The organism is Psychromonas sp. L1A2 (assembly GCF_009828855.1).
Taxonomy (GTDB): Bacteria; Pseudomonadota; Gammaproteobacteria; order Enterobacterales; family Psychromonadaceae; genus Psychromonas.
Genome location: NZ_WUAG01000002.1, coordinates 141,748 through 153,765, shown reverse-complemented (window position 1 = coordinate 153,765; position 12,018 = coordinate 141,748). Strand labels below are relative to the sequence as shown.

Below are 12,018 nucleotides of genomic sequence, written 5' to 3'. Positions count from 1 at the left end.
AACCTGATTTAATCGATCAGGTTTTTTTATATCTAAATTTTATAAACGTTAACCATATTATAAATAAAGTAGGATCGGTATACTCAACTTCATCAATGAAATTATAAAAATTAGTGATAAGTAGATGTTAATTAACGGACTAGAAAATAATAAAATTAATGCAGCAGATCGAGGGCTCGCTTATGGTGATGGTTTATTCTCCACCATAAAAATTGAGTTTGGTGAAGTCATTGATTGGTCACTTCATCTAGCGCGTTTACAAAACGGAAGCGCCCGTCTTTTTTTTCCTGATATTGATTGGCAGCAACTTCAACAAGAAGTTTTTACAGCCGCTAAGGCTGTGTTGGATCAACCTCACTATGTATTAAAATTAATGCTGACCAGGGGAAGTGGTGGGCGAGGTTACAGTGCAGAAGGTTGTAATGATGTTCAGCGTATTATCAGCCTTTCCGTTTTTCCTGATACTTATTTACAATGGCAACAGCAAGGGATCAATATTGTACAATGCGCTAGTCAACTAGGGCGTAATAAACAACTTGCTGGTTTAAAATCATTAGCAAGATTAGAACAAGTCTTCATTAAACGAGAACTCGCAGCTTTAAATGCCGTTGAAGGATTAGTTTGTGATGAGCTTGGAAATGTTATTGAAGCCTGTAGTGCTAATGTATTTATTTATCTCAATGGTCAATGGGTAACACCTAAATTAGATTTTTGTGGTGTGGCGGGAGTGATGCGTGAACGTATTATGCAACATAGTGCCATTAAGGTTGTCGAAAAAGAAATATCTTTAGAAGATGTAAATCAAGCCTCTTGTCTTTTTCTATCTAATGCTTTGATGGGGATTGTGCCTGTGAAACAATATCAAGAAAAAAGTTATAGCCAACAACAGTTACAACGAATAACTGAATTACAAGTAATACTTAAGCAAGGAAGTCAGCAACAATGATGAAGAAAATAGGGTTCGTTTTATTATTTCTCTGTTTAATAATAGCCGCAGCATTACTGTGGTCAAAACAACAAATAGACACTTACTTAGGTTCCCCGAGAGTACAAGAAACACAATTATTTACCTTAGCAGATGGTAGTTATTTCTCTCATTTAGCACCACAGTTAATCAATCAAGGTTTACTAGATAGTCAACGTTGGTGGAAGGTCATCTCAAAATTAAGACCTGAATTAACAAAAATAAAATCTGGTACTTATGAGCTTCCCAAAGGGGCTTCTCTAGAACAAATTTTGGTGATCCTGACCAGTGGGCATGAATTCCAATTTAAATTGACCTTTGTCGAAGGCAGTACTTATAAAGACTGGCAGGCTATTTTTACTAATGCCGAGCACATTCAACCGTTACAAAAAACAGAACAAGAATTATTGACCGCTTTAGAGAGTTCTTCTACTAAATTAGAAGGGTTATTGTTCCCTGAAACTTATCATTACACTGCTGATATGAGCGCATTTAGTATTGTAAAAAAAGCCTATCTTCATCAACAACGTGTATTAGAAAAATTATGGGCGGAAAGAGACAAAAACTTACCTTATAAAACCCCTTATGAAGCGTTGATCATGGCGTCAATTATCGAAAAAGAAAGTGGTTTAGCCAATGACCGCGATAAGATTTCATCAGTTTTTGTCAATCGTCTAAAAATAGGAATGCGTTTACAAACTGATCCAACAGTTATTTACGGCATGGGCGATCGTTATAATGGCCGCATTCGTAAAAAAGATTTGCAAGAAAAAACCGCTTATAACACTTATACCATTAACGGTTTACCGCCAACACCGATTGCAATGCCTAGTGAAGAAGCGCTTTATGCTGCATTACACCCAGCAACAACCAAGTACCTATATTTTGTGAGTAAAGGGGATGGCACTTCTTATTTCTCAAAAAATTTAAGAGAGCACAATCGTGCTGTAAATAAATATATTCGAGGAATGTAATATGTCAGCACAACAAAAATTAGCCGGTAAATTTATTGTCATTGAAGGTTTAGAAGGCGCAGGCAAAAGTACTGCGATTCAATATATTCAAGACTGGTTAATCAGCAAAGGTATCTCTGAACAGAAAATTGAATTGACGCGTGAACCTGGCGGCACCGTATTAGCTGAAAAAATGCGTGATATAGTGAAAATGGACGTTGACGATGAGCAGTTAGACGATAAAGCTGAGTTATTAATTATGTACGCTGCTCGTGTCCAGTTAGTGGAACATAAAATAAAACCCGCTTTGGCAGACAATAAAGTCGTTATTGGTGATCGCCATAACTGGTCTTCTTTAGCTTATCAAGGTGGTGGTCGCGGGATTGATTTAAATCTTATTCGCGATATTAAACAAGTAGCATTAGGTGATTTCAAAGCTGACTTTACGTTATTTTTAGATATTGAACCTGAGCTAGGGTTAAGCAGAGCACGTGGTCGCGGAGAGTTAGATCGCATTGAACGTTTAGCCATTGATTTTTTTAATCGCTCTCGTGCCGTATTTCAGCAATTAGTTGCAGATGAACCGAGCGCGGTTTGTATTGATGCAAGCCAATCATTTACTGACGTAGAAACCGCCATTAAGCAACAACTTGATACTTGGTTAGCGAGTTTATAAATGCCTACTATGAAAGAAGTGCAAGATACAGATAATGCTGAGGTTATTTTTGATAATGTCACGACACCTTGGCTGACTCCTTTTTATCAAAAGCTACAAAATACTTATCATGAAGGGCGTTTTGCCCATGGTTTATTATTCACAGGTAGTGCCGGTATTGGTAAATATAAGTTAGCAAAGCAATTAGCACAGTTTTTATTGTGCACCGATAAAAGAGAAAATGACGCTTGTTTTGAGTGTCATTCTTGCCGTTTAATCAGCGCGAATAATCATCTTGATTTTCATTTGTTAGAAGCCGAAAAAAACAAATCGATTGGTATTGACCAAGTACGTTTATTAACTGAAAAACTGAACGAACGACCTCAGTTAGGCAATAATAAAGTGGTCTTGATTAAAGGGGTTGATCAGTTAACGGAAGCGGCTGCTAATGCACTATTAAAAACACTTGAAGAACCACAAGGTGACAGTTACCTTATTTTGTTGGCGCGTACCCATCACCAATTAATGCCGACATTATTGAGTCGTTTGCAACAAACACATATACATAGTCCAGATGATCAGACATTAATCGATTGGTTATATGCGCTAGGGTATCAAGTAAGTGATTATGGGGTATTGCGTTGGTTTCAAAATAGTCCATTAGCTTTGCTTAATCACTTAAAAGAGCTTGAACAAGATGCGTCTCTTGATACACGTCGGCAATGCGTTGAAGGGTTGTTTAATTTGTTATATCAACCTATTCATTTGTTCTCATTCTCACAATTACTGGTTAAAGACGTAGAGCAAAATTTACTATTGGTTTTTCATTTATTACATGATATTCATAAGTTAAAACTAAACAATAATCAACTTAATGAAGATGCTATTTACTATTTTGCATTGCCACAATTACAACTTTGGCAAGCGCAGCTCTCTTACAAAAGTTTACGTGTATTAAGTACTGAAATATTAAAGACTCGTAGTTTATTAACCAGTCATTCATCACTAAAAAAAGAACTGTTGATTAACGCATTATTGATAAAAATAAAAAATGAATTTAAGGAAAATAAAGCATGTTAGTAGATTCTCATTGTCATCTTGACCGTTTAGATTATAAAGAAAAACACAAGAATATTGCAGACGTTATCAACAAAGCACAAGTACAAGGCATTACGCACTTATTAAGTGTTTGCGTAACGTTAGATGACTATCCAGCGATGGCTGAAATGATTGCCCCTTATAAACAAGTGTCTAGCACTTGTGGTGTCCATCCTTTATACAAGGATGCAGTAATGGATGAAGCATTATTACTTGAATATGCAAGTTCAGATAAAGTCGTAGCGGTAGGTGAAACTGGATTAGACTTCTTTTATTCCCCTGAAACAAAAGAATGGCAGATTGATGCATTTCGTAAACAAATCAGAGTGGCTAAACAGCTTAATAAACCGCTTATTATCCATACTCGTGGTGCACGTCAAGATACCTTAGATATTCTTCGTGAAGAAGGCGCTGAGCAAGTCGGTGGTGTATTACATTGTTTTACTGAGTCGATTGAAATGGCGGAAGAAGCAATGAAAATGGGCTTCTATATTTCAGTGTCTGGCATTGTTACATTCAAAAATGCCAAAGAGCTGCAAGAAGTGATTAAAGCGGTACCGTTAGATAGATTATTAGTTGAAACCGATTCACCTTATCTTGCACCTGTTCCACATCGCGGCCAAGAAAATGAGCCCGCTTATACTCATGATGTTGCTAAATTTGTGGCGGAATTAAAAGGTGTTTCTTTTGATGAGTTAGCAGAGGTGACGACTAATAATTATTTCACGCTGTTCAAAGGGGCGATTACCGTTAGCTAATATTATCGTAATGGTCATTTACGCCTTGAATTGGACTGTTTTTCCAGCGCAAAATTTAGATAACATATTTAATGTAATCGGCATAAACCTATAAAAAGGTCTGATATAAAATATGAGAAAAGGAAATTGATATGCAAACTGTATTATTAAATGGACAACAAATCACACCATCAAAAGTAGTGTGTATTGGTCGTAACTATGTTGAACATATTGCTGAATTGAATAATGAAGTGCCGACTGAACCTGTTATTTTTGTAAAGCCAAATTCTGCTATTTCAACGGATATCAAAACACATGCCGTTGATGCCATTCATTATGAAGCTGAGCTGTCTTTGATCATAGAAAATAATAAATTTATTGGCGCTGGTATTGGCTTAGACCTGACTAAACGTGAAGTGCAAAGTGTATTAAAAAGCAAAAGCTTACCTTGGGAAAGAGCGAAAGCTTTTGATGCTTCAGCGGTATTCTCTGAGTTTGTCGCTATTGACAATAAAGTGGAATCATTAAGTTTAGTCTTATTAATTAATGATGACATTATTCAACAAGCTAATTATGAATTAATGATTTATAAACCGGCACAAATAGTCGTTGCTGTTAATGAGTTTATGTCTTTTGAAACAAACGATATATTAATGACGGGCACTCCGAAAGGCGTTGGTAAAGTGAATAAAGGCGATCGATTTACGGGCCAACTTTATGACCAAGATAAACTATTATTAACGCAAACTTGGACGGTATTATAAGTCTATATTTTACCTGTCTTTAATAAGCGCTGGCTTGAACGTGAAATAAATGTTCAATTCCAGCGTTTTATCGCCTGCAAACCGTCCTCAGCACTAGCCATATCATTTTGAACTGCGTAAAATTACACCCATATTTTTTATCACTTGTCTAAAGTAGAGTAATCAAATGCAGCATCTAGATGAAATCGTTGCTAATGCGCAACAACAGATCGAAAACGCCGCGGATACCAATGAATTAGAAGAAATTCGTTTACAGTATCTTGGCAAAAAAGGCTTAATGACTGAACAAATGAAAGGCTTAGGCAAATTACCGCCTGCTGAAAAACCAGCTGCTGGACAAATGATCAATCAAGCTAAACAAGCGATTCAAGCTGTTTTAGTTGAACGTAAAAAGGGTATGGAAGAAGCGATTTTAAATGAAAAATTAGCGTCTGAAACTATCGATGTCACTTTACCTGGTCGCGGTTCAAAGCAAGGTAATATTCACCCAGTAACACGTACAACAGAGCGTATTGTTGAGTTCTTTAGTGAATTAGGTTTTGAGGTTAAAGATGGTCCTGAAGTTGAAGATGGTTACCATAACTTTGATGCGTTAAACATTCCGCCTCATCATCCAGCACGTGCTGATCACGATACTTTCTATTTTAATCCTGATTTAGTATTACGCACACAAACATCTGGTGTTCAGATTCGTACGATGGAAAAACAAGAGCCACCAGTACGTATTATTTCTCCTGGCCGTGTTTACCGTAACGATTACGACCAAACACACACACCAATGTTCCATCAGGTTGAAGGCTTGATGATTGCTGAAAACGTTAGTTTTGGACAGCTTAAAGGTATTTTGAACGATTTCTTACATAACTTCTTTGAAGAAGATTTAGAGATTCGTTTCCGTCCATCTTACTTCCCATTCACTGAACCTTCTGCTGAAGTTGATGTGAAAGGTAAGAACGGTTGGTTAGAAGTATTAGGTTGTGGAATGGTACACCCAAGCGTATTAAAATCGATGGGTGTTGATCCAGAGAAATACTCAGGTTTTGCTTTTGGTATGGGTATTGAGCGTTTAACAATGCTGCGTTATGGCGTAAATGATTTACGTTCTTTCTTTGAAAACGATCTTCGTTTCCTCAAGCAATTCAAATAAGGGTTATTAATAATGAAATTCAGTGAAGCTTGGTTACGCGAATGGGTTAACCCAGAAATTAGTTCTGAAGCACTACAGCACCAAATTACAATGGCCGGTCTTGAAGTTGATGACGTAGAGCCTGTTGCTGGCGAGTTTAGTAAAGTACTTGTTGGTGAAGTTGTCGAATGTGGTCCACATCCTGATGCAGATAAATTACAAGTCACTAAAATCAATATCGGTGAAGATGAATTAATCGATATCGTTTGTGGCGCTAAAAACTGTCGTTTAGGGTTAAAAGTAGCGGTTGCCGTTGTCGGTGCTGTTTTACCGGGCGATTTTAAAATTAAAAAAGCAAAACTTCGCGGTCAACCATCATTTGGTATGTTGTGTAGTGAGTCAGAGTTAGGCATGGCTGACAGTGCAGAAGGGATTATCGAATTACCTTTAGATGCACCTATCGGTCAATGTGTTCGTGAATACTTACAACTTAATGACGTGATCATTGATGTTGATTTAACAGCAAACCGTGCTGATTGTTTAGGTATTGCAGGTCTTGCTCGTGAAGTAGCCGTATTAAATAGCATTGAAGCAACACCAGTAACTTGGAACAATGTTGATGTCACTATTGATGACCAAGTCGCTATTAATTTACAAGCACCTGAAGCATGTCCACGTTATCTTGGCCGTGTCATTAAAGGCATTAATCAAAATGCAACAACACCACTTTGGATGGTTGAAAAACTACGTCGTTGTGGTGTGCGCAGTGTTGATGCTGTAGTTGATATCACGCAATACGTATTACTTGAGTTTGGTCATCCAATGCACGCATTTGATTTAACTAAACTGGATGGTGGTATTGAAGTTCGCCTTGCAGAGCAAGATGAAAAGTTAACGCTATTAGACGGTAAAGAAGTTAAATTAAACGCTGATACATTAGTGATTGCAGACCAATCTAAAGCGCTTGCAATGGCTGGTATCTTTGGAGGCCAAGACTCTGGTGTTCAAGAAGGTTCAACAGATATTTTCTTAGAAAGTGCCTTCTTTGCGCCTCTAGCGATTGCTGGTCGTGCACGTAGTTACGGTTTACATACTGACGCTTCACATCGTTATGAACGTGGTGTGGATCCAGTATTACAAACAACGGCAATGGAACGTGCTACACAGCTGTTAGTTGAAATCTGTGGTGGCGAAGTTGGTCCAATTACAGAAGCTGTAAACGAAGCGACTTTACCAAAACAAGCGACTATCGAGTTACGCCGTAGTAAGTTAGATCGTTTAATCGGTATTTCAATTGATGCTGACCGTGTTCAGAAAATATTAACGCAACTAGGTTGTGTTGTTTCTGAAACAGCAGAAGGTTGGTCAGCAATTGCTCCTACCTACCGTTTTGATATGGAAATTGAAGAAGATTTAATCGAAGAAGTGGCGCGTGTATTTGGTTATAATAATATTCCAAATATTGCTCCTCAAGCCGCATTAACAATGCCTGCTCATAATGAGTCTCGTTTAAAACTGTCTAAGATCCGCGACGTATTAGTGAATCGCGAATATCAAGAAGCGATCACTTATAGCTTTGTTGACCCTGACAAACAGTTAAAATTGCACCCTGAATCTGATGCGCTTATCTTGCCTAATCCTATTTCTAAAGACATGTCAGCAATGCGTGTTAGTTTGTGGTCTGGTTTATTGGAAAGTGTGTCTAAAAACCAAAAGCGTCAGCAAAGTCGTGTACGTTTATTTGAAACAGGTTTACGTTTCATTAAAGATGAACAAGCTGAAAATGGTATCCGTCAACAAGCGATGTTATCGGGTGTTATTATTGGTAACGTGAATGACGAACATTGGTCTATCGAAACGCGTGTTGCTGATTTCTTTGACTTAAAAGCAGATTTAGAAGCGGTGCTAGATTTAACCGTTGATGATGCTAGTTTTGAATTTAAAGCTGAAAAGCACAGTGCATTACATCCTGGTCAATCTGCAGGTATTTATCGTAACGGCGTTAATGTTGGTTATATTGGTAGTTTGCATCCAAGTTTGAAAAAGCCATTTGCATTAAATGGTCAAGCTATTGTGTTTGAAATCGAAATTGATGCCGTATTAACACGTCAATTACCGCAAGCTGGCGACATTTCTAAGTTCCCTGCGAACAGCCGAGATCTTGCATTTGTGGTCGATGATCAAGTAAATGCAGGTAAGGTCTTAAAATTTATAGAAAAAATTGGCGGTTCTCAACTAGTTAGCATAAACTTGTTTGACGTATACAAAGGACAAGGTGTTGAAGATGGTAAGAAAAGTTTAGCAATAGGCTTGATCTTACAAGACGCAACACGTACTTTGGAAGAACAGGAGATTGCTGATAGCGTTAATTTAATAGTTGAAGCGGTTTCTACGGAATTTCATGCATCGTTGAGAGATTAATTTATGGCACTGACAAAAGCTGAGATAGCAGCACATTTATCGGAAGAAATCGGATTAAGCAAGCGAGAAGCAAAAGAGTTTGTAGAATCTTTTTTCGAAGAAATTAAATCGACACTTGAAGCTGGTTCTCCAGTTAAAATTTCAGGTTTTGGTGGATTTGAACTTAAAGATAAAGGAGAACGGCCTGGTCGTAATCCTAAAACTGGCGAAGATATTCCTATTGAAGCCCGACGAGTTGTTACTTTTAAAGCTGGTCAGAAACTGAAAGAGTTAGTGGAAACTAGTCTTTCAGATAAGCCTAATAAATAATTAATACTAAGTTTGATCATTAGGTCATTATTCAATTTGGCATGATATCTCATGAAAAGTCGCTCTGCGGCTTTTTTTTTGCCTAAAATTTACTGAACATATTTATTGAAATTCAGAGCAGTGATTAAATACCTAAGTAGTTGAATCAATATATTATGAACTTAGACACAAACTTTTTTTAATATAACACTACAATTAATAATGCTATTTTTTGATTGCCAAATAGATAGTCAAAAAAATAGCGTGTTAAGGTCAATTGTTAGGATAAGTTACTGATACAGGTTATTGAGCTTAATTATTTAATTCGCTTAAAAACATAATGTATTGATGTATTGAAGCAGATTGTTGAAATGAATATCTGAAATAAAGCACTGAGCTAAACTATAAGCTGCTTTTTCACTGTGCGTTATTAGCATATATTTTAAAAAGTCGATGAGGTCTATTGTTGTGAGTGAGTATAAGAAAATTGTGATCTTAACAGGTGCGGGCATTTCAGCTGAATCAGGCATTAGTACTTTTCGTGCAAAAGATGGTTTGTGGGAAAAGTACAAACTGGAAGATGTAGCCACTTTAGATGGGTATAAACGCGATCCAGAGTTAGTGTTAGACTTTTATAATAAACGTAGACAAAGCTTTTGTTTAGGCACCAGTAAACCCAATGCAGCACATTATGCATTAGCTGAGCTCGAAGAGAAGTTTGATGGTGAGTTTTTATTAGTGACACAAAACATTGATAACTTGCATGAACAGGCCGGCTCTAAAAACGTCATTCACATGCACGGTGAGTTATTAAAAGTGCGTTGTGCCAAAACAAATCAAGTTATTCCTTGGACCACCGACCTTACCAGTAACGATTTTTGTACTTGTTGCCAATATCCATTGCCATTACGACCTCATATTGTTTGGTTTGGTGAGATGCCACTAGGGTTAGATATTATTTATCATCATCTCGCACAAGCTGACTTATTCATCGCTATTGGTACTTCAGGAACCGTTTATCCTGCAGCAGGTTTTGTTGAAGAAGCAAAAAGTGTCGGTGCCGAGTCAATAGAAGTTAATCTTGAACCAAGTGAAATAAATAGTCATTTCGATATTCTATTACATGGTAAAGCCTCACAATTAGTGCCAGAGTTGGTTAAAACATTGTTAGATTGAAAAGGTAAGAATAACTTATAGCATGCTATGCAGTTGATTTTTAAATAATACGTATAAGCACCTAATCTACTTGAAAAGCTAACAGAACTCCCTACAATGATTTGCTGCTGAACAGCTGTTATTTGGCTGTTATTTAGCTTTTATTTAGCTCTTATTTATTTTAGTAGGGAAGTTAGCTTGTTATGAACTCAAAATATTTTGTATTAGGGGGTGATATTAAAAAATCACTTGCCGAAGGGTATCGATTTGATTTAAAGAAATTGTTATTAGATGCGCTTAAAGTTACCCGTAAACATTTCTTACCACTCCTTACCGCTTGTATTTTCATCATGCTCGTTTCCTTTGCTCTATTAAGCATCTTTATTGATGGTAGTACCTCTTTGAGCGACCCTAAAGTCATTGGTGTTTTCTTTATTTTTGCATTATTGATTGCCCCTCCATTAATGACCGGTTTAATCATGATGGGGGTTCACCACTCTGTTGGTTTAAAAACTAATTCATTTCACCTATTTAACTACTTCAAAATGCTTTTAAAATTATCGCTGGCTGCGATGATGGTTAATTTAATGACAAATGCTGCAAGTATGGCGCTTGGGCAAGTATTTGGCAGTGCTGGGTTTGTGTTGTCTATTATTGTTTTATTGTATTTAAAAATGTCTTTTTGTTTGGTTTACCCTTTAATTGCAGAAAAGAAAGTCTCTCCTGTTGTTGCCTTAAAACTGTCCTTTAAATTAGTGCATAAAAATATCGGGCAATTTACACAATTACTTATTCTTTTCTGTGCACTATTTATTGTTGGGATTTTAACCTCAGGAATTGGTTTATTATTTGTCATTCCATTTTGTATTAATGTCATTGGACTAGTTTATCGTGATATTTGTGGTGTTAGCATTGCAGTTACTGATGCATCAGACTCAAGCGATCAAGATAAAAATAATGGCCATAAAAGTGATACTGATAACTCAGATGATGATCATCATTCAGGTCCTAAAAGCGGTGGTTTTGAAGCCTAGCTTCATTCATTTAGTCTTTTATTCATTAATAGTAAGTAAAAAATAAGGAATTAAGGCATGCGCTTATTACTTGTCGTTTCGCTAATGTTGTTTTCTTCATTTAGCCAAGCATCTACTATCAAGCTAAATTATTCGGTTTTCTTTAGTTACATGAAAACCATGTATAAATTAGATTACCCTTATGTGACCACGGCTTTTTATTTAGTAGACAGTGAAAATCAAAGCTTATGTCATATTAATAACGCAGAGATCGTGGTTGAAGAGGTTAATGAGCCCATTCTTTTCCAACCAGAAGGGCGCTTATTACCATTTTACTCAGATCAGCATCGTCAAGATGGTGCAGTATTAGTGGTTGACCTCGACGATGGTAAAACGCTTTCTAACTGTAACTTACAAATAACAGTAATGGCTAAAGAGCGAGAACTTTCTAACTTAAATGAAAAAAAGTTAATGGCTATTTCGGAACAACTAGAAGGTGTATTAAAGAAAAATGCAGGCATGATTGGTAAATACTTTTTACCTGAATTTGCAGGTGTTAGATTAACACTCACGTCACCATTAACTGAGCCTCAGTTAAACACATTAGGTAATCAAATTAGTATCGCGAGTAACGGCGATCTTTTACTGAAAAAAGATTCTTTCAACATAATAAATAAAATAAATGAACTTAACCTTTTACTTAAACGTATAACTCCATGGATGCTAAATAATAACCCTAATTAAATTAAAGGTTTAATAGAGGTTATTAACGCTCATACATTTTGATAGTATGGCTATATTGAAAGTAGAAAGTTACAGATAAAAGTTATCATAAGTTAAAAGC

The 12,018-nt window shown here is 36.6% G+C and carries 12 protein-coding genes; all 12 read left to right on the top strand.

The features are described from left to right. Positions 1-124: 124 nt before the first annotated feature. The 12 genes from pabC (at position 125) to GQR59_RS11095 (ending at position 11,918) form a co-directional block, all read left to right on the top strand. Positions 125-946 (top strand): aminodeoxychorismate lyase, encoded by an 822-nt coding sequence (gene pabC / locus GQR59_RS11150; protein WP_160062767.1) that lies wholly within the window; start codon positions 125-127, stop codon positions 944-946. Next, complete coding sequence (gene mltG, locus GQR59_RS11145) at positions 943-1,938, top strand: endolytic transglycosylase MltG (RefSeq protein WP_160062765.1); 996 nt, start codon at positions 943-945, stop codon at positions 1,936-1,938. The genes pabC and mltG overlap by 4 nt, the downstream gene beginning before the upstream one ends. Before the next feature lies 1 nt (position 1,939). Next, positions 1,940-2,593 (top strand): dTMP kinase, encoded by a 654-nt coding sequence (gene tmk / locus GQR59_RS11140; RefSeq protein ID WP_160062763.1) that lies wholly within the window; start codon positions 1,940-1,942, stop codon positions 2,591-2,593. Further along, on the top strand, positions 2,594-3,652 hold the full coding sequence (gene holB, locus GQR59_RS11135; protein ID WP_236546741.1) for a DNA polymerase III subunit delta': 1,059 nt from the start codon (positions 2,594-2,596) through the stop codon (positions 3,650-3,652). Next, on the top strand, positions 3,646-4,428 hold the full coding sequence (locus GQR59_RS11130) for a TatD family hydrolase (RefSeq protein ID WP_160062761.1): 783 nt from the start codon (positions 3,646-3,648) through the stop codon (positions 4,426-4,428). Before holB ends, GQR59_RS11130 begins: the two co-directional genes overlap by 7 nt. Before the next feature lie 131 nt (positions 4,429-4,559). Further along, positions 4,560-5,171 carry a fumarylacetoacetate hydrolase family protein gene (locus GQR59_RS11125; protein ID WP_160062759.1) on the top strand — a complete coding sequence of 204 codons (612 nt, stop codon included), beginning with the start codon at positions 4,560-4,562 and terminating at the stop codon, positions 5,169-5,171. Between the two features lie 166 nt (positions 5,172-5,337). Beyond that, complete coding sequence (gene pheS, locus GQR59_RS11120) at positions 5,338-6,318, top strand: phenylalanine--tRNA ligase subunit alpha (protein ID WP_160062757.1); 981 nt, start codon at positions 5,338-5,340, stop codon at positions 6,316-6,318. Between the two features lie 12 nt (positions 6,319-6,330). Further along, complete coding sequence (gene pheT, locus GQR59_RS11115; RefSeq protein WP_160062755.1) at positions 6,331-8,718, top strand: phenylalanine--tRNA ligase subunit beta; 2,388 nt, start codon at positions 6,331-6,333, stop codon at positions 8,716-8,718. Positions 8,719-8,721: 3 nt separating this feature from the next. Then, on the top strand, positions 8,722-9,027 hold the full coding sequence (locus GQR59_RS11110; RefSeq protein ID WP_025562469.1) for an integration host factor subunit alpha: 306 nt from the start codon (positions 8,722-8,724) through the stop codon (positions 9,025-9,027). Positions 9,028-9,441: 414 nt separating this feature from the next. Beyond that, complete coding sequence (gene cobB, locus GQR59_RS11105) at positions 9,442-10,182, top strand: Sir2 family NAD+-dependent deacetylase (protein ID WP_268893016.1); 741 nt, start codon at positions 9,442-9,444, stop codon at positions 10,180-10,182. A gap of 182 nt (positions 10,183-10,364) precedes the next feature. Then, entirely contained in the window at positions 10,365-11,195 is an 831-nt protein-coding gene (locus GQR59_RS11100) for a hypothetical protein (protein ID WP_201288095.1), read from the top strand. Positions 11,196-11,252: 57 nt separating this feature from the next. Continuing rightward, the gene (locus tag GQR59_RS11095) at positions 11,253-11,918 is read left to right on the top strand and encodes a DUF2987 domain-containing protein (RefSeq protein WP_160062751.1); all 666 of its coding nucleotides are present in this window, start codon (positions 11,253-11,255) and stop codon (positions 11,916-11,918) included. Positions 11,919-12,018 lie beyond the last annotated feature (100 nt).

Excerpts from the sequence above, each read along its gene's own strand:
- pabC (WP_160062767.1), top strand. The coding sequence starts at position 125 with ATGTTAATTAACGGACTAGAAAATAATAAAATTAATGCAGCAGATCGA.
- mltG (WP_160062765.1), top strand. The coding sequence starts at position 943 with ATGATGAAGAAAATAGGGTTCGTTTTATTATTTCTCTGTTTAATAATA.
- tmk (WP_160062763.1), top strand. The coding sequence starts at position 1,940 with ATGTCAGCACAACAAAAATTAGCCGGTAAATTTATTGTCATTGAAGGT.
- holB (WP_236546741.1), top strand. The coding sequence starts at position 2,594 with ATGCCTACTATGAAAGAAGTGCAAGATACAGATAATGCTGAGGTTATT.
- GQR59_RS11130 (WP_160062761.1), top strand. The coding sequence starts at position 3,646 with ATGTTAGTAGATTCTCATTGTCATCTTGACCGTTTAGATTATAAAGAA.
- GQR59_RS11125 (WP_160062759.1), top strand. The coding sequence starts at position 4,560 with ATGCAAACTGTATTATTAAATGGACAACAAATCACACCATCAAAAGTA.
- pheS (WP_160062757.1), top strand. The coding sequence starts at position 5,338 with ATGCAGCATCTAGATGAAATCGTTGCTAATGCGCAACAACAGATCGAA.
- pheT (WP_160062755.1), top strand. The coding sequence starts at position 6,331 with ATGAAATTCAGTGAAGCTTGGTTACGCGAATGGGTTAACCCAGAAATT.
- GQR59_RS11110 (WP_025562469.1), top strand. The coding sequence starts at position 8,722 with ATGGCACTGACAAAAGCTGAGATAGCAGCACATTTATCGGAAGAAATC.
- GQR59_RS11100 (WP_201288095.1), top strand. The coding sequence starts at position 10,365 with ATGAACTCAAAATATTTTGTATTAGGGGGTGATATTAAAAAATCACTT.
- GQR59_RS11095 (WP_160062751.1), top strand. The coding sequence starts at position 11,253 with ATGCGCTTATTACTTGTCGTTTCGCTAATGTTGTTTTCTTCATTTAGC.